This is a genomic window from Rathayibacter sp. AY2B5, from assembly GCF_002931645.1.
In the GTDB taxonomy this organism is placed as follows: domain Bacteria; phylum Actinomycetota; class Actinomycetes; order Actinomycetales; family Microbacteriaceae; genus Rathayibacter.
The window spans coordinates 79,847-99,153 of the sequence record NZ_PSUE01000003.1; the positions used below are offsets into that span (position 1 = coordinate 79,847).

The window sequence follows — 19,307 nt, forward strand, 5'->3', positions numbered from 1 at the left end:
TGACAGTGATACGGCGGTCAAATTCGTGGTCACGAACCTGGGACCCGCACCCGCGTGCAATCTCCGGGTGGCATTCGATCCGCCGCTGGTGATGCCAGCGGACACGAGGCGGCTGATGATGCCGTTCATCGTGAAGCGGTACGCACGCCCGATCCTGGTACTCAATCCGCGGCAAATTCTTTCGAACACCTGATGGGCCGGCGAGGTCAGCACGGGGAACCAGCTGAGCAACCGCCAGCCGACCCTGGATGAGGGGCGCGTGGACGTGTCCTGCAAGGTCCTAGGTTGGCGCCGCATCACCGACTCGTTCGATCTGATGATCGACACGGTGACGCTCACCACCTGCGCGGCGTCCTCCACCTCGACCACGGGACGGTTGAATTCGGTCGACGAGCGCCTGCGGAAGGTCCGCGACCACCTCGCGGCGATCGCGAAGAAGTAGCGCTTCCGTGGTTCGTCAGTGGGCGGCGCCGACTTCGACGAGAAGGACGCCCCGGACGATGAGCACGCCGCCTAGGCCCGTCAGCAAGCGCATCCCTTTCACACCGTGTCACCGGCACAGGGTATAAATGAACAACCAACATCGCCGTCGACCTGGGGGAACCATGAGCTACCGCAACAAGACTTACGTCGCCTTCGCGAGCGAGAACATCTCGTCGTACCGCCTGATGGAAGCGTGGCGCGAAAACAAGAACATCGAGTTCGATTTCTTCGACGCGCACGACCTGTACATCTCTCGTGACACCAGCTCGGCCGAGACGATCAAGCGCAACCTCCGCGAGCGGCTCAAGAATGCCAAACAGATCGCGCTCCTCGGCAGCGCTGATGCGAAGAAAAAGGGTTCCGACAGCACGTCGTTCCTCGCGCACGAGGTGAAGGTGATGATGGAGTTCAACCTTCCGGTCGTGGTGGTTAACCTCGACGGTGAGCGGTCCGTCGATCGCAACTACATCCCCACCCCGCTGTTGGACGCGGACTACTACACCGTTTCGGTGTCGTTCCAGCCCGCGATCATCAGGTACGCCCTCGACAATTACGCTCCCAAGTTCGCTTCGAGTGACTCCGCCGGCCCGCACCAGTATAACGAGCACGTCTACGCGCAACTCGGGCTGTGATGGAGTCCATCCGCCGCGACATTCGCACTCGTCGGTTTTGGAAGACCCTCACCACCCACGCGTTCGCGCTGTTCGGCGGGATTGCCGCGGTTGCTGGGCTGATAGCTCTCTTCGCCCCGGACCTGTTCATTGGGAAGGAATGGATCGCATGGGGTGCTCTGATCGTCTCGCTCGTGTGCGGGCTCCTCAAGGCGTGGCCTCACCCGATCGAAACGACGTACAAGTCACCGTCGACGAGAATCAAGCTCATCCGCGGTGATCTGTTCGACCAGCACGACGCGCACCTCATCATCGGCGTCAGCAACACCTTCGATACCGCCGCTCCTCACATCGCCCCTAACAGCGTGCAGGGGCAATTCCTGCACCGTGTGTACGGCGGTGACATCGATCAACTCAACACCGATATCGAGGATGCGCTCAGCCTCAGCGTTCCAGTTGGCGTGGTTGCCGGGAAGCTCGGGAAGACCGCGCAGTACGAGCTGGGAACTACGGCGACTCTGCGATCGCACGCGCGGCGGTTTTTCCTGGTCGCATACACGCTAATGGACAAGGGCAGCACTGCGTCCTCCACGACCGACGGGCTGTGGAACAGTCTCAGTGAACTGTGGAGGGCCGTGCGCAGCAACAGCAACGGTGGGCGCGTGTGCGTCCCGCTCATCGGTGGCGGTCAGTCCAAGCTTTCTCAGGTACTGCCGTCAGCGGATTCGGTCCGCTTCATCGCTTTGTCGTTCATGCTTGCTTCGCGGACCGCCAAGGTTTGTGACGAGCTGGTGATCGTGGCAGCGGCGGATCAGTACGACGCCCTCGATCACCTCGAGATCCAGGCCTTCCTGAACTCGTTGCGGCCGTCATGAGCGAGATCGAGCCAGCTATCGACCTACCGGATGAGGATCGGTGCGCATTCTGTGACTACCTCGCCGGACGACGCCCGTACACGGTGCTCTGGCGCGAAGATCGTCTCGCCGTCATGGTGACACGCGAGCAACGCGGCATCGCGCATCTACTCGTCCTCCCTCGTGCGCACGTGCCGTCGCTTCTACACCTAGAGGACAACGACGCTGAATTGATGATGATCGCCCTTCGAGATGCCGCTCTCACCATCGACAGGGCGCACGAGCGTCCAGGGGTCGCTGTCTGGCAGAACAACGGCCTGGCCGCGCACCAGGCGATTGCCCACCTGCATTTCCACGTCGCGGGAACACTTCCCGGCGGTGGCACCAATTTCGGCGAAGTCCCCGAGTTGGCTGTGGACGAAACCAAACAGATCGGAAGGCGCCTCGCCGCGTTTGTCCCCGATCGACCTCGAAGCCACCGCCTAGTAGATCCGCAGTTGCTCGCGTCCTGACTAAATAGGGACATCCAGATGCGGACGTGGCCGACCAGTGCTTGCGATTCGAGATTCATAGCCCTCATAGACACGTCCAGCCGGCGATGGGAAGGTGAGGGCATGCCGAAGCCTCGGACCTAGCTCGCGCGTGCTGCGTTGATCAGCAACTGGATACTGTGGTCCGGGCTGTTGTTCATGCTCTTCGCGATCGCCGGCGAGCAGACCGACGCGGCGTTCACCGGTGAGTGGTTCAAGGCCCTCTGGGTGGCTGTTGATCGTCACCGTGGCCGCCGGCTTGGCGGTAGTCGGTGTGATCGAGAACCGGAACATCCGGGCGGGGAACGAGGAACAAGCCGCGTCCTCGCCGCTGACTACCGCTCGAGCATGCGTGGTCGTTCCACGCGCGTGACCGGGGGGTCGAGGGGGATCTCCGCCTCCTGCGCGCCGAGCCGTGTCGGGCCGGCCCGCAGGCACGCTCAGAGGTTGAGCGTGTGGAGGATCAGGGTCGTGGAGCCGATGGGCTTTCCGAAGTCGGTGTAGTCGAGGGTCGCGCGGCGGTTGCTGATGAGGTCGAGGGCGATCAGTTCCTCCTCGGACTCATCGGTCATGTCGCCGGGCTCTTCGTCCCATTCGCGGAGGACCTGCCGGTTAGCGTCGAGGACTTTCCACAGTCCCCAGACGTGGGCGATGGGGCCCGTCGTGGCCTTCCTGTGCAGCAGTACGAGGAGGAGAGGATGTGGGGTGGGCTAGCTGAGTCCTGCGGCGTCGGCGGGGGTGCTGTCGCCGGTGACGACCTGCTCGACCGGGGAGAGCGCGTATGCCCAGGCCGCGAGCTGGCGGAAGTGCTCGGCCGTGCGCTTGTCGCCGCGGCGCCAGGACTCCTTGCTCGTGTGCGCCTCCTGGCCTCCGAGCACGACGGCCAGCGCGACCAGGCAGGCCTTCGCGGGGTTCGCCTCGACCAGCGCTGCGAGGGCGTCGGCGCGGTAGCCGGAGGGGCGCTCGATGCGCAGCAGCGCGTGCGCGAGGTCGCTGCCGCCCGTCATCCCGGAGGACACGGCGAACCGGTGAGCGGTGAGGCCGAGAGCGATGATGCGATCCGCGTCCTTGGGGAGGGTCTTGCGGGCGAGGAACGTCGCGATCCACTCGCGGCGCACCTTCTCGGCCGCGTTCCACGCCTTGTTGTTGGCGATGAGAACCTTCCGCTCCGCGGACTTCTCAGCACGCTCCTCCTCGGTCTGCGGCTGCTCGGGGGCTCCGTAGGCGTAGGTGAATCCGGCGGCGGTCGGGTCCTGGACGAGGAGCGTGACCTCGACCTCGCCGCGCCAGCTGGTGTCGATGAGCACTCCGCGTCCGGGAACGGCGGCGACCTGCTCGGGGGTGACGCTCTTGCCGTCCTCGCCGCGCAGCTGCCGGATGGGCGTCCACGTCGCCTGGTCGCCGTAGGCGTCGGAGCGGGTGAGGGTCTGGAATCCGTTGCCGGTGTACTCGGCGGCGGTCGCCGCGAGGAGCGCCTGGTGCGCGGCCTCGTCGCGGAGGGTCTGCGCGGTGTGCTCGAACTGGGCCGGGTCGTGGGTGGCGACCTCGATCAGGGTCGCGCGGGCGTCGGCGTCGTCCTCGAACTCCAACAGCACCGCCGCCTGGTCAAGGGTCAGCTCGTGCTCGTGCAGAACGGACGTGACGGTCGCGGACTCCGCGACCGCAAGGCCCTTTTTCACCGCGTCGGTCTTGGTGCCGGCGCGCTTGGCGATCACCGCGGCGGACACGCCCTCGAACGCGAGCCGCACCCACGGACGGTGTGGTCCGTGACCGAAAGTACGGCGCGCTGGTCCTTCTCCACGATCTGCCGCGCGATCCGGGTCGGCCGTGGTCTCGTCGCCCCCTCGATGGCGTAGACCGGGGCGACGGCGACTCCGACCTTGCGGGCGGCACAGGTGCTTTGCCGTCCGGCGCAAACGACGACGTGCGCAACGGGGCACTGGTCCAGCCAGATCGTCGACATGGAGGTGGAGGAAATGGTTTTGACACTAGGTGTAGAGACGTAAATCGCTCTCTAGTAATGGCTCCTCTTTGAGCGTGTTAATGAGCGCTTGAAGCGCATACAACGCGACAGCCCCCGCTTCATCGGAGTCATCAGAATTTGCGGCCTTGTGCGCGGCTCGTAAGACCGCGTGGTGTTTCGCATGAATCTCATTCTCACCGAGAACGGCTTCGAGTAGGTCGGCAAAATCTTCGAAATAGCGGTAGAGCGTGCCGATCCCGACGCCAGCGCGAGCAGCCACTTGGGCGGTCGTCGCCCTTTCACGACCGACCTCGACGACGACCTGCCGCGCCGAAGCGACGATTGCGGCGCGAGTCCGATGAGCGCGATTTTGACGTGGTTCTACCGGCGTTCTGCGATTTAGGCAGACTGTCATACTGACCATTTTTCCGACAGATCCACCGTACCTGACACATACTCATGTGAGAAATCGAGCATCTTTGGCAGAACCAGATGGGACCCGGAGGGCGTCTCCGACGACGAAGTCGCCGATCGTCGGGTAAGCACACGCCGACCCTGATTCCCTTGACGCCATCCATGGCCATCTCGCCCTTGCCGCGAAAAACGACGGTGACGGTCTGGTCCTCGACCAGCGACCAGCCGCGCGACGAGGAACCGGCCCGACTCGGACTCCAAGCGGCTTCGAGGTTGGTGGGAGCTGTGGCCACTCCGATGGCCCTTAGCGCACGGTGCCAGCTGGTAGTGCGGCCGACCTCGCGACGCGACGGCGGGTGCGGACGTGGTGCGCGGTCCGATGGCCCAGCTCGAGGAGGTGATCGGTGAGCGCCTGGGCCCCCCGCAGCTCGTCGAGGACCGCCTGCGGCAGCCGCGCGCGCATCCGGGAGCGAGACGACGGCAATGTGCTCCGGGATAAGTGAGAGCACCGCCACGCCGATCGCGTAGAACTTGGGGGCGGCGATCCCATCGGGTCCCTGGTCGAGCACGAGCGACAGCGCCCGCTCGACGTGCTCCGGATCAGCGGACTCGACAACGGTGACCGCGGTGGTTTAGCCGCGCGCGCCTGTCATCGATGCCCCTGGTCGCACCGGCCTGCCCGTACTGGGAGACGCCGCCCGCGACTAAGGCGAGACCACGTGGGAGCACCGCGCGACTAGGTCGCAGGCGACGGCACGGGGTTGGTAGCTCAGCGCGGCGATCGCCGTGGAGTTCGCGGTCAAGCGGCGCTGAATGAGCCCAGTGCTCAGTACTACCTGCTCGGGCAGGTCGAGCTCGACCTAGAGACGAAGACGGTCGCCGAGTTCCTCGAGGAGTGGCGCCCCGCCTGACCGGGCCGGCATAGCCACGATCCTGGTGACGGGGACAGCACTGCGCTGAGGCGACCGGAGCAGGACTCCGGAGATCCGCACCCCTCGCCTCACCGAGCCGCAGGAACCCTGTCGCGCTCCTCGTCGGCGGCCGCTACCGGCACCCACGCGCCGCGCGCCGGCCGCCCCGCCCACCACACGTACACACCGGCGGCGACCACGGCGCCTCCGGCCGCGATCGCCCACCAGGGGAACCCGGCGACGTCGGGCGACTCCCCCGCGGCGTCCACGTCCGACTGCGGCGTCGGGATCACCCGTTCGCCGGTGACGAGGATGCGGTGCGTGTTGATCCCGAGCGGGGTGCAGGTGACGAGGGTCAGGAGGTCCTGGCCGGGCTGCACGAGGAGGCTCTGCGTGTCCTCCGGCTCGACGACGAGCGTCTCGCGCACGCGGTAGGTGACCACCTCGCCGTAGACCTCGATGGTGAAGGTGTCGCCGACGTCGACGCGGTCGAGGTGGGTGAAGAGCTCGGCCGAGGCGAGGCCGCGGTGGCCGGTGAGCACCGAGTGGGTGGAGGGGCCGCCGACCGGCAGGGCGGTGCCCTCGAGATGGCCGACGCCGCGCTCGAGGACGGCGTCGCTCGTGCCGTGGAAGATCGGCAGGTCCACGTCGATGGCGGGGATCCGGATGCGGGCCATCAGTCCCTCGGCGTCGCCGCGCAGGAGGGAGGAGTAGCGCTCGCGGTCGGCGACCTGCTCGTCGTCGGCGAGGGGGAGGCGCTCGTTCGCGGCGACGGCGGCGCCGCCTCCGCTCAGGCTCTGGTTGTAGGCGCGGGCCTCGACGAGGTTCTGCCGGAGGGTCTCGGCGCCGAGGTCGGTGATGTCCTGCGTGAGGGAGTCGATCTCGCGCGCCTGCTCGACGGCGCTCAGCCAGCTGGCGGCGACGGGGTACAGCAGCAGCGCCACTCCCGAGAGGCTGATGAGCGCGATGACCAGCGGGGCGATCGGCAGCCGCCACCGCGGTCGGCGGTGGAGCTGCCTCCGGAGAGGAAGAGGAGCTGAGACAGAGGAATGCGGGGCACCCGACGGGTGCCCCGCATTCGACTTCGTCATGGTGTGACGTTACTCCGCGGTCTGAGCAGCCAGCGCGGTGCGGCGGCGCGAGGCGATCAGGCCCGAACCGATCGCGAGGGCGAGGAGCGCGCCTCCACCGAGGGTGAACCACTGCGCGCCGCCACCGGTGAGGGGCAGGGCGAACGCCGGCACCTGGGTGTGGAGGAACTCGACGTAGTTCTGGATCGGCGCGGTGGCCGAGCTCGGTCCGGCGACGACCTGCGTCAGCACCTGGGCCGGGGTGGGCAGACGGAATCCGGCGGGCGGAGTCAGCTCGCGGACGTAGTAGTTGCCCGGCGTGATGATCGGGATCTCGACGATGCCGTTCGCTCCGGTCGTCCAGTTCTGGTTGCCGTTGATGAACACCGGGTTCTGGCCGAGGTTGGCATCGTTCTCGGTGAGGAACACCTGGTAGACCGCACCCGCGAGCGGCACGCGGTTGGCGCCGTTGTTCTGGTACGCGTACACGGTCAGCTGACCGATCGGGGTGCTGCCGGTGACCGTCTCCGTGGCCCCGTTCACGACGCTCGTCGCCGAGTTGGTGATGATGCCGTTGGCCGGGATGGCGGTGGCACGGGTAAGCACGGTGAGGGTGACGACGCCGCCCTGCAGACCCTGCAGCTTCGTGAGGCCGGACTGCAGGAAGTTCAGCGTCACGTTCCGGGTCACGGCGTCGTAGCCGAGCGTGTAGTCCGTGTTCGCGATGAACGCCGGAGCGGGCGCGGTGCCCGCGGCGCTGGTCACCGTGATGCCGGTGGGGGCGACGCCGGCCGGGCCGGTCGGCAGGTAGGTCAGCTCGGCGGGGAGCGTGTCGGTGAGGGTGAACGTGTCGAGCGTGTCACCGGCGGCGAGCACCGGGACGTCCGAGGCGATGGCCCAGCGGATGAGGTCGGGGTTGCGCGCCTCGACCGAGTTCGCCGCCGCGGGGACGCGCGTCTTGGTGAGCTCCGTGACCGCGTTCTTGGGGTAGACGTGGACGTCGTAGATCCACTGGTTCGCCGGCGCACCGGTCGGGCCCGTCGGGAACGGCAGGGTGACGAGGAACGGCGCCGCGCCGTTGGTGGCTCCGGCGGGGAGCTGGGTCTCGGTCACGAGGTAGAGGCCGAGCGGCATGCTCGCGCCGTTGTTGAACACGGCCTCGCCGTCCGTGCCGCTGGTGGCGGTGAAGGTGTCGGCGGCGGTGACGCGGGTCGCCGCGGTGCCCGGGGTCAGGTTCGCGACCTGGTTCCAGCCGTCGGGCGTGGTGAGGTCGACGCCCTGGACGCGCGCGGCGGTGAACACGGCTCCGGGCAGCGCGTCACCGGGGACCGTGATCTCCTGGCCGGTGCCGATCGCCTGGCCGTTGTTGGAGCCCAGCGCGAGCTTGTGCACGGTGAGGGTGCGGCTGATGGTGGGGTCGATGTTGCCGGGCAGCGTGACCGCTGACGCCGGCGCGACGGCGGTGAAGACCGCCGCAGCGCTCAGCGCGAGGACGCCGGCTGCGGCGGCGAGCCGCCTGGTGAGTGAGCGGGACATGTGATCTCTCCTACTGAGGTCGTGAGTGCTGGTGTCGTGGAGTCGAAGGTGTGCGGGAAGGGGTCTGCGGGAGAGCGCCGGGGCTCTCGGTCGGGGCGTCACCTGGAGGGACCTCGCAGCCTCCGGCGCCGCTCCCAGAGGAGGAGGCCGAGTGCGAGAGTGAGCACCGACCCCCCGCCCAGGAGGAACGCGTCGGTGCTGGCGCCGCCGGTCAGCGGCAGGCGTGTGGGGTCCACAGGGGCGTTGACGAAGCGGTAGACCGCCGTCTGACCGGCCGTGGGGGCCGTGATCGTCCGCGAGGCGACCGGGGACCACGTCGTCCCGGTCAGGCGCTCGAGACGCAGTTCCTGGTAGGCGAGGCGGCGGGTCGGATCCGTCGCCGCCTCGGACAGCGTGTAGCCGTGACCCGGTCGCACCTCGAAGGTGCTCGCCGGGTTGCCCGCGGCGACGTACTCCGCGCCGACCCGGCTCTCCGTCGGGAGCGTCGCTCCGGCCAGTGCGGCGGGCGTCGCGGTGACGCGCCAGTCGGCGGCCTGGAAGCCGGTCTGGGGGCGCAGGACCTGCTTGACCAGGGTGATCGTCGCGCTGGCGTTGTCCACGGTGCAGGTGACGGCGGCACCGTTCGTCGGGGTCACGTCTCCGGCCGCGCTCACGGTGAGGGCGGCGCCGGTGTCGGTGCGGCACTGCCAGGGTGCGGTCTGCACATAGGTCGCGGAACCGCCGGTCTCGGCGAGCCGGTAGGCCACACCCGGGGTGACGGGGATCGCCGACACGCCAGCGGAGCCCGCGCGGCCGGTCGGGCCGGGCAGGGCGCCGGTCGGGCCGGTGGCGCTGAGCGTGAAGTCGCTGGGCAGCGCGCTGCCGGAGCTCACCGTCTTCACCAGCGTGAGGGAGGCCGTGGGCCGGTTCACGATCGAGCACTCGACGACCGCCGCGGAGGCGATGCCGGTGAGGCTCGCGCTGATGACGGTCCCCGACTGCGAGAAGGTGGTCGCCCGGGCGGTGCCGTTGACCGTGCAGGCGCCGCTGACGAACGCGAAGCCCGTCTGCTGCACCTCCGAGACGGTGAGCGTCGCCCGCGACGCCTCCGTGCCGAACAGGACGGTCCAGGCGGCCTGGCCCGCTGCGTCCGTCTGCTGGCGGGGCGACTGCTCCGGCAGCAGGGCGACGGTGCCGGCGGTGGCCGTCGCGGTCGTGCCCACGGTCCAGTCCACGCCGGGGCGGGTCGTACCGGAGGCGTCCCGGATCGTCTTGGTGATCCGCACCGTCGAGGCGGGGCGCGGAGAGTTGAAGAAGGTGCAGGTGACGTTGACGCCGAGCCGGTTCGGGAGGGTGATCGTCCCGGTCGGGTTCGAGCCCGTGCTCACCCGCACGCCGTCCGCGTAGCACTCGTAGATGCTCGTGTAGGCGGTGATCGGGGAGGCGGAGCCCGCGGCCATCGCCTCCGAGACCGTCACCGTGCTGTTGATCGGAGTGGGGAAGGGGCCGATCTGCGCGGTCTGGCGGCCGGTGGTGGCGCCGGTGGTGGTGGCCGTGGCGAAGGGCGACGCCGGGGAGCCGGCGGCGGCCGTGAGCTGGAACTGGTCCGCCGCGGCCAGGCGGCCCACCACGCTCTTCTGCACGGTGATCGTGGCCGGCGAGGAGCAGCCGGAGAGGTCGACGGCGTTGACGCTCACGCGCGGCGTGCCGCTGACGCGGGTCCACGTGGTGGCGTCGAACTCGTAGGCGCTGCCGGGGATGGCGGGGACGCCGTTCGCGGCGGCGACGTCGCCGTTGGCGAGGTAGACGGTTCCGCGCGGCGAGAAGGCGATGCCGTTGATGTTGGCGAAGGCGGCGTCGGTCCCCGTCACGGCCTTCGCGATCGACGTGTTCACCGGGAGGGTGCCGCCGGTCGCCGCGGCCAGGGCGTCGGCCGGCACGGTGAAGATCGCGGCGCTGCTCGCGTTGTTGACCGAGCCCGCGCCGACGACGTAGAGGTTGCCGCGAGCGTCGAACGCCATGTCGCCGTTGCCGTTGGGGGTTCCGGAGGTGGGGAAGGAGCCGACGAGGGCGAACCGGGTGGCGACGGGGTTGGCCTCCGTGAAGCTCCAGATGTAGAACTGGCCGCTCGCGAAGCTGCCGAACAGGTACCGGCCCGTCCGGAGGTCGACCGCGCCGGCGACGATGCTGCCGGCCACCTGCGCTCCGCCGGCCACGGTCGTGTACGCGCTGTTCGCGATCCTCTGGAAGCCGGCGTCCGGCGTCCACTTGAGGACGGCGTCGACGTCCGTCGCGTCGGACGAGCGGTCCAGCGCGTAGGCGAAGGCGCCGTTCGCGCCGACGCCGAGCGCGTTCGCCTCGGCGGTCCCCGACCAGCTGCCGATCGAGGTCAGGGATCCCGTGACGATGTCGGCCTGCTGCAGGGCGCCGGCCGCCGTGAGGGAGTAGAAGCGGCCGGTGTCGCAGAACAGGCGCGGCGTCTGCACCGTGTTCGTGAAGGTGCAGAGCACCTCCGCCCCCGCCTCGCTGGGGATCGTGATCGACCCGGCGGCGGAGGCTCCGGAGGCGATGACCGTGCCGCCGCGCGAGCACTCGTAGCTGTTGGAGTACCCCAGGCCCGCGCCCGCGGTCTGCGCCTCGGCGATCGTGTACGTCGCTCCGGACTGCACGGTGAGGCGGCTGATCTGCGCGGCCTGGATCCCGGTGGTGGTGCCCGTGGTGGTCGCCGACGCGAGGACCGTCGTGCCGCTGCGCACCGAGAGCGTGAACTGGTCGCCCGTGGCGCTGCGCACCGGCAGGTTCTTCCGGACGGTGAGGGTCGTCGCGGCCTGGATCGTCACGGACGTCGGGGCGGAGGCGATGAGGCCGGTGGGAGTCGTGGTCCCGGTGCTGTACGTCCCGGCGGCGGCGGCCACCACGTCCACCGAGATCGTGCAGGAGGTCACGCCCGCGGCGAGGTCGCCGCCGACCGTCGAGACGGAAGAGGATCCGGCGGCCGCTGTGACGGCGAACGCGGTTCCGGTGACGTCGGTGCAGGACCCGCCGACGGCCGGCGTCGGGGCCACGACGAGGCCGGCCGGGAGAGCGGTCGAGAAGCGCCAGTCCGCCTTCGCGAGGAGGTCGCTGGTGTTGGTGACCGTGTAGGTCAGCGTGGTCGGCACCGTCGCGGTCGGCACGGCCTGCGTGAAGGCCGCGTCGAGAGCGGGAGTGACGTCGAGCACGCGGAGGTCGTCGACGGCGAAGGCGCTTCCCGTGCCGGTGACCGTGTTCACGAGCTGCACCTGGGCCGCGGCGATCTGCGCTGGAGTGAGGAGCGCGGTGCTCGTGCCGGTGTAGGCGGCGGCGCGAGCGGAGGCGGGGAGCGCGGGATCGACGAGCGAGCCGAGCCCGCCGACCAGCGGGAGGGTCGGGGACGTGTAGAACACGCCGCCGGTCGCGGCGCAGGGCACGACCGGTGCGGCGAATCCGGTGAGGACGGTGGACCCGCCCGACACCAGGTTGAGGGAGAGGGACGCGTTGTTCGTCCCGCACTGCCCGCCGGCGGCGTTCATGCCGACGGCGTAGTAGCGGGCGGCGGGAGCGGAGACGCCGATCCCCGCGGCGCTCTGGGCGACGGTCGTGCCGCCGGTGACGGCGGCGTACGGGTACTCGACCAGGGCGTGGTTCGCCTGCGTGCCGGTGGTCGAGCCGTTGGCCGGTGCGGTGCTGGAGGTGGACCCCGGCACTCCGGCCGCCACCTGGCCGAGGACGTCCGCCATGCGGCGGGTCTCGCGTGCGGCCGACGATCCCGTGCCGACGGTGAGGAGGGGCCGGGTCGGGCAGAAGGCGGAGTTGGGGTAGGGCGCCGTGTAGTTGACCAGGACGCCGGTGCAGTTCGTGGCGGTCGACCAGCCGGTGGCTGCCGTGTAGCGGCCGTTCGCGTAGGCGGTGAGCGCGCTCGGTGCGGTCGTCAGACCCTGCTCGAAGGTCTCGGTCCACACCTGTCGCGGGGCCTCGGCGACGCCGGCCGCGAGCGTGGAGAAGCCTCCCGCTGCTCGCGCCGTCGCGGGCGGGCCGCGGTCCGACTCCTGATCGTCGTCCGAGGCCGCCGTGGGAGCGGGCGCCGACCCGGCGGGCGCCGTCTCGACGGGCTGCTCCGTCCCTGCGGCGCCGCGGGGTGCTGCGGGATCGGGCTCGTCCTGAGCGGGCTCCTCCGCCGTCGCACTCGGCGACTCCGCGGCCTCGGCGGGTGCCGACGGGGCGGACGTCGACGGGGCGGACGCTGACGGAGTGGGTGCCGAGGTGGCAGATGCGGAGGGGGCGGGTGCCGGATCGGCCTCGGGGGCTGCCGGCGGTGTCGGTGCGACGGGCGTCGGGAGAGGAGCGGGGGCGTCGCCGGCGACCGGATCCGCCTGGTTCGCGGCCTGAGCGGGAGACGAGGCGGAGACGTCGCCGAGCCCCCACGAGCCGACGAGGAGAGCGCCGATCGTCGCGAAGACGACGGCCCGCATTCCGAGGCGCGACGGCGATCGGTGCCGTGAGTGGCGGCGCCGCCGGGTCGTGAAAGCCATGGTTCTGCTTCTCAGTCGTGTTGTCGATCGTGGAGATGAGCGAAACGTCGACACGACGAACGACACGGATGTCGCAGCGAGTGCGGAGGCCCCAGACTCCGGAGGGGAGCACGCATTCCCCGCGGGCTTCCGAAGATGAACGTATAGGTCGGCCTCCCTCTCGCCATAGAGAAGTGAGCCCCCCTTGTCGGGGCCATAACCGATGAGAAAAGGACCGGGGTGAAGCCGAATATGGCGCCTTTTGACGGGTCCTCGCGAAGGAGTTCTAAGAAGTGAGCGCGCGCGACCGGCTCGGCTCACTCCTCCCGTCAGGTCCCGTGCAACGCTCGGGCCCCACCCGGCCACGTACTCGGTAGACGCCCGACCGACGAAGGATGGACCCGATGACGCGACGCACACTCGACGACCTGCTCTCCCGCAGCGACCCCGCGACCGACGACCGGGCGCCCGGTGTCCGCACCGCCCTGCACAGCGTGATCGCCGAGACCCGCGAACGCGCGCCCCGCCGTCCCGCGCGGTCGAGGGCGTGGTGGCTGGCGGCTCCCGTCCTCCTCGTCCCGGGTCTCGTGCTGGCGACCAGCGCCGGCACCGACGTCCGCTCGGTCCCCGACTTCACGATCCCGATCAGCTACACCACCGACTCCGGCGCAGCGGTGTCGTGCTCGATCGACTACTTCAACGGAGAGATCGACTACCGCGAGGTCACCACCTCCGCGACCGACTACCTCCGCGCGCAGGACTGGAGCGGCGTCGGCCAGCGGATCCACGACGACGCGGTCGCCTACACGACCGACCCCGTCTGGCTGGCCTCGGACATGAACAGCGACGGCCCCGGACTCTCTGACGAGACGATCCGCTGGCGCGCCTGGATCACCGCGGCGGACGACCACATCCTCGACACGATCCCCGAGGGCGTGATCGTCGAGGGCGACGGCGGCCTGGGCGGCAGCACCGACTGCACGGGAGAGCTGTGATGAGCGCCGGCGAGGCGGCGCCTGCGATGGCGCGCAGCGTCGTCCGCTCCCCCGCGCGCGACCGGGAGGCCGAGATCACGGCCCTGGTCGAGCGGGAGGCGCCGGACCTGCTCCGCTACTTCGCGCGGCGGACGGCGAGCCCCGAGGACGCCGCGGACCTCCTCAGCGACACCCTCCTGATCCTCTGGCGGAAGGAGCGGTCGATCCCCGAGGACGAGACGCGCGCGCGGATGTGGGCGTTCGGCGTCGCCCGGCGGGTGCTCTCGGGCCAGCGCCGCACCGCGACCCGGAGGAGCGCGCTCGTCGAACGGCTGGCGGAGGAGCTCCGCATCACGCCGCCCGCACCCGCCGACGACGCGGCCGAGGACGTCCGCGCCGCGATCGCGCAGCTGAAGCCCGTCGACCAGGAGATCATCACCCTCGTCTACTGGGACGGCTTCTCCCTCGCCGAGGCGGCCGAGATCCTGTCCCTCCGCGCCACGACCGTGCGGAGCCGGCACGCGCGGGCGCGGGCGACGCTGCGGGACGCGCTGGGGGCGGCGATGTGAGGAGGGGTGCGGGGCGGGCGTGCCGGCAGCACCATCCGGAACACGTGGGGCCAGGCCGGCACAACGCCCCCGCCACGAACGACGTCCGGCCCCGCCCCGCAGGCACCTAGTCGAGGAAGTACGCGTTCACCTTCTCGTCGGTGTCCAGGATCTCCTCCGAGGGCACCCCGACTCGGGCCGCGAGGTCGATCGCCCCGAGAAGCGCGACCTCGATGTCGGGAGAGAACGCCCGGTCGAGGATGTCGATGAAGTGCAGCATGCTCGTCTCGAGCTTCGCCAGGAGATCGGCGTAGTCGGCGGCCAGCTGTTGATCGAGTGAGCGCTGATCCTCGAGATATCCGGCGATGAGCGCTTCTTCCCGGGCGGAGAGCGAGGACGACGCGACGCTGAACATGACGGAGCCGACGGTGTTGCCGATGACGGCGCCGAGGACGGGGACCGGGATGAGCACCTGCCCGACGACCGAGGACAGCGCGCTGATGCCGGCCTGGAGGCAGAGGATCTCGGAGTTCTCGATGAACTCGATCTCGGAGATGTCGCCCGCTCGCAGCCTGCTCGCCTGGCCCGCGATCCCCAGCGCGGCGGTCGTGACCGTGTTCGCCGTGGCGGCCGACGTCGCAGTGAGATTGGTGAGTGAGTAGATCGTGAGACCGCGGACACCGCCCTTCACCGCGCCGAGACCGGAGGCGTTCGCGATGTCCTTCCAGTCGTCGGCCGAGAACTCCTTGAGCTTCGTGCCTTCGCGGCGCTTGTCGAGGACCGCGGAGACGAATGCGGTCCCACCCTCGATCCCGGCGGCGACGACGGTGGCCTGAGCGCCCTGGCGCACCGTCGCCCGGTTCTCCCGAACGGCAGCCGTGCGGGCGGCCTCGTCGGTCGCCGTGATCCTTCCCTCCTCCGCCGCGAACGTGTCGGCGTACGCACCGAGCTGCACGTCCCGGTACTCCAGCCGGGAGGGCTCGAGTGCCGCGATGTCGATCGTCTCGCTCGAGAAGAAGGCCTCCACACGGTTCCAGTCGCGGAGGGACGGGCCGTCCCCGCTGCGGGAGAGGAGCTTCGCTGCATCCTCGGCGGACATCGCGTGCAGCTTCTGGATGGCCTCGAAGTGGTCGCTCGGGATCTGGTACCTGCCGCCGTTCCTCACGAAGTCCGGGTACCTCTCGAGGTGCTCCGTGATCGCGCCGAGGCCGAACCGCCCGCCGGCGGTGGAGAACTTCTGCTGGATCAGCAGGCCGTTCCGCATGAGATCGACAGGGCCGTTGTCGTTCACCCAGGAGTTGCCGCCGGTCTCCCCGAGCACAGCGGCGCGGGCGTTGCCGATGCCGACCTCGGCGACCTCGGCGATGAATCCGTGCGCGCCCTTCACTCCACCGCGGTTCGACGAGACCACGTCGCCTATGTGCAGGAGGGCCGTATCCAGATGGTCGAGAGCCGTCGAGAGGTTCTGGTCCTGCCTGCTCAGGGCGCCCATGAGTCGATCGACGCGGACCTGGTTCAGGTAGCCCACCCAGGCGGCGACGGCCTGCTCGTGAGTGCTTCGGGCGACGTCGGCGAGATCAGGCATCGTCGGCGGCCTGCTCCACACGGGCGCTCAGCAGTGCCGCACTCGCTTTCGCGATGTTCACCAGCGCGCCGAGCTGCGACTGCTGAGCGGGAGCCAGGGTCGCGAAGTCCGCCCCGAAGAGCGGCAGCGCCTCGCCGTAGACCTTCAGAAGCAGCTCTCGAGTAGAGGCGGTGCGCTGGAGGAGGTCGTCGATCTGCGCGTCCATCGCCTGCACCTGCGCGATGTTCCGCATCACGGCGGTGAGCATCTCGTGCTTCGTCTCGCGGTTCTCGAACTTCTTCTTCGTGAACAGGACGACCGAGGTGAGGACGGCGGCGCCTGCGAGGCTCCAGCCGACCGGGCCGGCCAGCGCGAGCAGCGCTCCTCCCGCGACGGTCCCTCCGCCACCGGCAGCGACGGCCCCGCCGCCGAGCCATGCCAGGGCGGCCTGGCTCGCAGCGGCACCGGACAGCGTCGAGATCGCGGTCCCGGTCGACGCGGTGCCGAACGTGGTGGCGACCCACATGGCGGCGGTCGGCGCGACGCTCGCGATCGCCGCGCCGGCGGTGACACCGGCGCCCGCTCCCGCCGCGGACTTCCGTGCAGCGACGAGATCCGCGCGGGCGATCTCCTCGGCGTCCAGGAACCGGGCTCTGTCGAGCTCGATCTGCTCGAAGTCCCTGCTGAAGGACTTGGGCGTGTTGGCGATGCTGTTCACCACGAGCTCGACGAGAGCGATCAGGTCGGTGGAGCGCTCGCGTTGCCGGAGGAGGGAGAGCCCGTCGTCGCTCATCGCCGTGAAGGCGCGGTTGTATTCGGCCGTGACCTCCTCGTACGACTGGAGGCTCCTCGGGCCGAACTTCTCGGCGGCTGCTTCGCGGAGATCGCCGGCCTGCTCCATCACCTGCGTCGTAGCGCTCCGCGCACGCTTGCTCAGATCGCCGGCAGCTCGCGCGACTCTCTCCTTCGCCCTGTCCAACTCCGGTCGCTCGACCATCACCTGTACCTGTTCCCCGTAGACGCCTTTTCCCGGCTCGACACTATCCAGCCGCGTATCGAAAGGTGATCGGGAACACCGCTGCCGACGCTTCTCGGACACCCCTGCCGGATGAGTCGCCCCCGCCGCTCTTCCTCCGGCTCGCGGCCCTCCGCGCCCCTTCACCCGGCACCCCCGCCTGAGTAGCATCCCCCGCATGAGCAGGCTCGTCGTCTCCGTCCTCACCTCGCTCGACGGCCGCTTCGAGGGGCCCGGGCACGACCTCTCGGCGCTGCCGTTCGAGGACGCGTTCAACGACCACAACCTCGAGCTGCTGCGCCGCGCGGGCACGCTCGTCTACGGCGGCCGCTGGTTCCGCGACAACTGGGACAGCTGGAGCGCCGTCGCCGCGGACGGGACGGCGGGCGAGCGGGAGCACGAGACCGCGCGGCTGGTCACGTCGCTCGACGCGCTGGTGATCAGCGACTCCCTCGCTCCCGACCCGGAGGCGCCGTGGGCCGCCACCACCCGGATCGTGCCGCGGAAGCAGGGTCCGGCCGAGATCGAGCTGCTCAAGCAGGGCGACCGGGGTGACCTGCTGATGTTCGGCAGCGGCACGACCTGGAATCCGCTCCTCGAGCAGGGCCTGGTGGACGAGCTGATCGTCCTCGTCGGCGCAGGCCTCGCGGGCGGCGGGACGCCGCTCTACTCCGGAGCGCCGCAGCACGGGCTGCGCCTCCTCGACGCGACGGTTCTGCCGGACTCTGAGCTGGTGCGGCTCCGCTACGACGCGAGCGGGGCCGGCGAGCGGCCGCACAACCTCCGCTGAGACAGGGCGGCCTCCCTCAGGAGCCCGCGCCCCCTCCTCTCAGCTGACGTCGTACGCGCCCGAGGCCGGGGCAGCTGGTGAGAGCGAGCCTCCAGCGGACTCCTCCGGCCGGCGGAGTGCCCGAGCGCACAGCCGGACCCCCAGAAGCGCAGTCGCCGCGCCTCCCGCCAGCATCCCGGCCCCCACCACCGTCCACGTCGTCAGGCTGGAGCTCGGCGCGCCGAGCAGACCGTAGAAGAGCCCGACCCCGCTGCCGACCAGAGCGGCCGCGACCAGCGGGATCGCCAACGCCGATCCCTTCTCCGACCGCGTCCACGCCGAGCTGCAGAGAACGGCGACGGCGCCGATCAGCCAGCCGACGCCGGGGATCAGCAGCCAGCCGAAGGCGAAGATCAGGGAGGCCACGACCGCGAACCACCGACGGTGGAGGACCGTCCGGTCGTCATCGCGATGGACTCCGGCCTCGACTCCGCTCGTCATGCATCGGAGCCTACGGAGACAGGTGGCACCATGCGACGGAGTGGCGCGGGATCAGGCGGACGGCGCCACTCCCTCCTCCGCTCGGTGCTGAGGAGCCGGTCCTGCCGAGCCGGTCCTCGAGCGCTGACACTCGGCCCACCTGAGGCGCCTCCCGGCCTCCGCTCACCCCGCGACCGTCAGCGACACCTCGACCGCCACGTCCTCGGGCCCCTCCCCCAGCACCGTCTGCCGCACCTCGACCCCGTCGAGCCGGAGGCCGCGGTCTCCGGCGGCGTCGAAGAGCGCGACGATCGCCGGATGCAGCGTCCCCTCGGGCAGTTCCTCCCCGTCGCGAGGCCGCCAAGTGGCGACCAGCTCGGTGCGCGCCGGGAGGACCGCGGCGAGATCGGCGAGGTCGCCCTCCGCCTCCGCCGACGTCGGCCAGCAGCAGACGAGCTCCGCCGAACCCCGCTCGCCCGCCCGGAGCGCCGTCCAGAAACGTCCCGTCGGCCCGAGCCCTGCCGCGTGCACTCGGGTGGCGAGTGCGCCGAAGATCTCGTTCGCCTCGTCGTCGCCCGGCCCGTCGGCCTCGTCCAGCGCGATCGTGAGGACCTGGCCGACGTAGGGCTGCGCCGGCATCGTCCGTTCGGCGACCTCGACCGGCACGGCGAGCGCCCGCAGCGCCACCTCGGCGGCCTCGAACGCCCGGTCCTCCTGCTCCCGCTCCGCGAGCACGCGCTCCCGATGCGCCTGCAGCGCCTCCGCCGCGGTGCCGGCTCGAGTCGCCGCCGCGACCTCGGGCAGCGGGACCCCCGCGCTCCGGAGGGCGCTGATCACGACTCCGGCCCGGACCTGCGCGTCGGCGTACCGGCGGTACGACGACCGCTCGTCGACCTCCGCCGGGACCAGCACGCCCTTCTCGTCGTAGTGCCGGAGCGCCTTCACGCTCAGACCCGTGATGCCTGCGTACTCCCCGATGCCCACCATGCCTCCAGCATCCCGTCTCCCCCGGCGGGAGGGTCAACGAGCGGGAGGGTCAACGAGCGGGAGGGTCGAAGGGCGGCAAGGTCGACCGGC

The 19,307-nt window shown here is 70.1% G+C and carries 18 protein-coding genes; 8 read left to right on the plus strand and 10 right to left on the minus strand.

The features are described 5' to 3' along the window. The first annotated feature begins 67 nt into the window (after window positions 1-67). The 5 genes from C5C30_RS17955 (at window position 68) to C5C30_RS03125 (ending at window position 2,460) form a co-directional block, all read left to right on the plus strand. A complete protein-coding gene (locus C5C30_RS17955; RefSeq protein ID WP_258065771.1) occupies window positions 68-193 on the plus strand; it encodes a hypothetical protein in 126 nt (41 codons plus the stop codon). 66 nt (window positions 194-259) lie between these two features. Continuing rightward, the gene (locus C5C30_RS03110; protein ID WP_104333167.1) at window positions 260-442 is read left to right on the plus strand and encodes a hypothetical protein; all 183 of its coding nucleotides are present in this window, start codon (window positions 260-262) and stop codon (window positions 440-442) included. A gap of 163 nt (window positions 443-605) precedes the next feature. Then, entirely contained in the window at window positions 606-1,115 is a 510-nt protein-coding gene (locus C5C30_RS03115) for a TIR domain-containing protein (RefSeq protein ID WP_104333168.1), read from the plus strand. After that, window positions 1,115-1,969: a macro domain-containing protein gene (locus tag C5C30_RS03120; RefSeq protein WP_104333169.1), complete on the plus strand. Its 855-nt coding sequence runs from the start codon at window positions 1,115-1,117 to the stop codon at window positions 1,967-1,969. The genes C5C30_RS03115 and C5C30_RS03120 overlap by 1 nt, the downstream gene beginning before the upstream one ends. After that, window positions 1,966-2,460, plus strand: a complete 495-nt coding sequence (locus C5C30_RS03125) for an HIT family protein (RefSeq protein ID WP_104333170.1) — start codon at window positions 1,966-1,968, stop codon at window positions 2,458-2,460. Before C5C30_RS03120 ends, C5C30_RS03125 begins: the two co-directional genes overlap by 4 nt. A 458-nt stretch (window positions 2,461-2,918) precedes the next feature. Here C5C30_RS03125 and C5C30_RS17960 read toward each other — a convergent pair whose 3' ends face one another. The 6 genes from C5C30_RS17960 to C5C30_RS03150 all read right to left on the minus strand — a co-directional run bounded on the left by C5C30_RS17960 (window position 2,919) and on the right by C5C30_RS03150 (window position 12,901). Further along, complete coding sequence (locus C5C30_RS17960) at window positions 2,919-3,050, minus strand: hypothetical protein (RefSeq protein WP_258065772.1); 132 nt, start codon at window positions 3,048-3,050, stop codon at window positions 2,919-2,921. Between the two features lie 138 nt (window positions 3,051-3,188). Further along, window positions 3,189-4,226, minus strand: a complete 1,038-nt coding sequence (locus C5C30_RS03130; RefSeq protein ID WP_104333171.1) for a hypothetical protein — start codon at window positions 4,224-4,226, stop codon at window positions 3,189-3,191. Between the two features lie 240 nt (window positions 4,227-4,466). After that, window positions 4,467-4,865 (minus strand): TetR/AcrR family transcriptional regulator, encoded by a 399-nt coding sequence (locus tag C5C30_RS03135; RefSeq protein ID WP_104333172.1) that lies wholly within the window; start codon window positions 4,863-4,865, stop codon window positions 4,467-4,469. 990 nt (window positions 4,866-5,855) lie between these two features. After that, complete coding sequence (locus tag C5C30_RS03140; RefSeq protein WP_258065773.1) at window positions 5,856-6,710, minus strand: class C sortase; 855 nt, start codon at window positions 6,708-6,710, stop codon at window positions 5,856-5,858. Window positions 6,711-6,866: 156 nt separating this feature from the next. After that, window positions 6,867-8,372: a SpaH/EbpB family LPXTG-anchored major pilin gene (locus tag C5C30_RS03145; RefSeq protein WP_104247195.1), complete on the minus strand. Its 1,506-nt coding sequence runs from the start codon at window positions 8,370-8,372 to the stop codon at window positions 6,867-6,869. Window positions 8,373-8,470: 98 nt separating this feature from the next. Continuing rightward, window positions 8,471-12,901, minus strand: a complete 4,431-nt coding sequence (locus C5C30_RS03150; RefSeq protein ID WP_146081473.1) for an LPXTG cell wall anchor domain-containing protein — start codon at window positions 12,899-12,901, stop codon at window positions 8,471-8,473. Window positions 12,902-13,284: 383 nt separating this feature from the next. On the opposite strand from C5C30_RS03150, the gene C5C30_RS03155 reads away from it, so the two are divergent. Then, complete coding sequence (locus tag C5C30_RS03155; protein ID WP_104250223.1) at window positions 13,285-13,875, plus strand: hypothetical protein; 591 nt, start codon at window positions 13,285-13,287, stop codon at window positions 13,873-13,875. A 26-nt stretch (window positions 13,876-13,901) separates the two neighbouring features. Beyond that, complete coding sequence (locus tag C5C30_RS03160) at window positions 13,902-14,423, plus strand: RNA polymerase sigma factor (RefSeq protein WP_104319451.1); 522 nt, start codon at window positions 13,902-13,904, stop codon at window positions 14,421-14,423. Between the two features lie 106 nt (window positions 14,424-14,529). Here the strand turns inward: C5C30_RS03160 and C5C30_RS03165 are convergent, their stop codons facing one another. Together C5C30_RS03165 and C5C30_RS03170 are read right to left on the minus strand one after the other, a co-directional pair. Next, a complete protein-coding gene (locus C5C30_RS03165) occupies window positions 14,530-15,987 on the minus strand; it encodes a hypothetical protein (protein WP_104288028.1) in 1,458 nt (485 codons plus the stop codon). Next, window positions 15,980-16,867 (minus strand): hypothetical protein, encoded by an 888-nt coding sequence (locus tag C5C30_RS03170; RefSeq protein ID WP_219812167.1) that lies wholly within the window; start codon window positions 16,865-16,867, stop codon window positions 15,980-15,982. Before C5C30_RS03170 ends, C5C30_RS03165 begins: the two co-directional genes overlap by 8 nt. Before the next feature lie 292 nt (window positions 16,868-17,159). Here C5C30_RS03170 and C5C30_RS03175 point away from each other — a divergent pair, with 292 nt between their 5' ends. After that, entirely contained in the window at window positions 17,160-17,771 is a 612-nt protein-coding gene (locus C5C30_RS03175; protein ID WP_104319429.1) for a dihydrofolate reductase family protein, read from the plus strand. 39 nt (window positions 17,772-17,810) lie between these two features. Here C5C30_RS03175 and C5C30_RS03180 read toward each other — a convergent pair whose 3' ends face one another. Together C5C30_RS03180 and C5C30_RS03185 are read right to left on the minus strand one after the other, a co-directional pair. Continuing rightward, on the minus strand, window positions 17,811-18,251 hold the full coding sequence (locus tag C5C30_RS03180) for a hypothetical protein (RefSeq protein WP_104333174.1): 441 nt from the start codon (window positions 18,249-18,251) through the stop codon (window positions 17,811-17,813). 162 nt (window positions 18,252-18,413) lie between these two features. Continuing rightward, a complete protein-coding gene (locus C5C30_RS03185; RefSeq protein WP_104333175.1) occupies window positions 18,414-19,217 on the minus strand; it encodes a MerR family transcriptional regulator in 804 nt (267 codons plus the stop codon). Window positions 19,218-19,307: the final 90 nt, after the last annotated feature.

What these genes read in the sequence shown, in the direction of transcription:
- C5C30_RS03180 (WP_104333174.1), bottom strand. Translation starts at nt 18,251, where the DNA reads ATGACGAGCGGAGTCGAGGCCGGAGTCCATCGCGATGACGACCGGACG.
- C5C30_RS03135 (WP_104333172.1), bottom strand. Translation starts at nt 4,865, where the DNA reads ATGGTCAGTATGACAGTCTGCCTAAATCGCAGAACGCCGGTAGAACCA.
- C5C30_RS03150 (WP_146081473.1), bottom strand. Translation starts at nt 12,901, where the DNA reads ATGGCTTTCACGACCCGGCGGCGCCGCCACTCACGGCACCGATCGCCG.
- C5C30_RS03155 (WP_104250223.1), top strand. Translation starts at nt 13,285, where the DNA reads ATGACGCGACGCACACTCGACGACCTGCTCTCCCGCAGCGACCCCGCG.
- C5C30_RS03115 (WP_104333168.1), top strand. Translation starts at nt 606, where the DNA reads ATGAGCTACCGCAACAAGACTTACGTCGCCTTCGCGAGCGAGAACATC.
- C5C30_RS03185 (WP_104333175.1), bottom strand. Translation starts at nt 19,217, where the DNA reads ATGGTGGGCATCGGGGAGTACGCAGGCATCACGGGTCTGAGCGTGAAG.
- C5C30_RS03125 (WP_104333170.1), top strand. Translation starts at nt 1,966, where the DNA reads ATGAGCGAGATCGAGCCAGCTATCGACCTACCGGATGAGGATCGGTGC.
- C5C30_RS03145 (WP_104247195.1), bottom strand. Translation starts at nt 8,372, where the DNA reads ATGTCCCGCTCACTCACCAGGCGGCTCGCCGCCGCAGCCGGCGTCCTC.
- C5C30_RS03160 (WP_104319451.1), top strand. Translation starts at nt 13,902, where the DNA reads ATGGCGCGCAGCGTCGTCCGCTCCCCCGCGCGCGACCGGGAGGCCGAG.
- C5C30_RS03120 (WP_104333169.1), top strand. Translation starts at nt 1,115, where the DNA reads ATGGAGTCCATCCGCCGCGACATTCGCACTCGTCGGTTTTGGAAGACC.
- C5C30_RS17960 (WP_258065772.1), bottom strand. Translation starts at nt 3,050, where the DNA reads ATGACCGATGAGTCCGAGGAGGAACTGATCGCCCTCGACCTCATCAGC.
- C5C30_RS03175 (WP_104319429.1), top strand. Translation starts at nt 17,160, where the DNA reads ATGAGCAGGCTCGTCGTCTCCGTCCTCACCTCGCTCGACGGCCGCTTC.
- C5C30_RS03170 (WP_219812167.1), bottom strand. Translation starts at nt 16,867, where the DNA reads ATGGAGCAGGCCGGCGATCTCCGCGAAGCAGCCGCCGAGAAGTTCGGC.
- C5C30_RS03165 (WP_104288028.1), bottom strand. Translation starts at nt 15,987, where the DNA reads ATGCCTGATCTCGCCGACGTCGCCCGAAGCACTCACGAGCAGGCCGTC.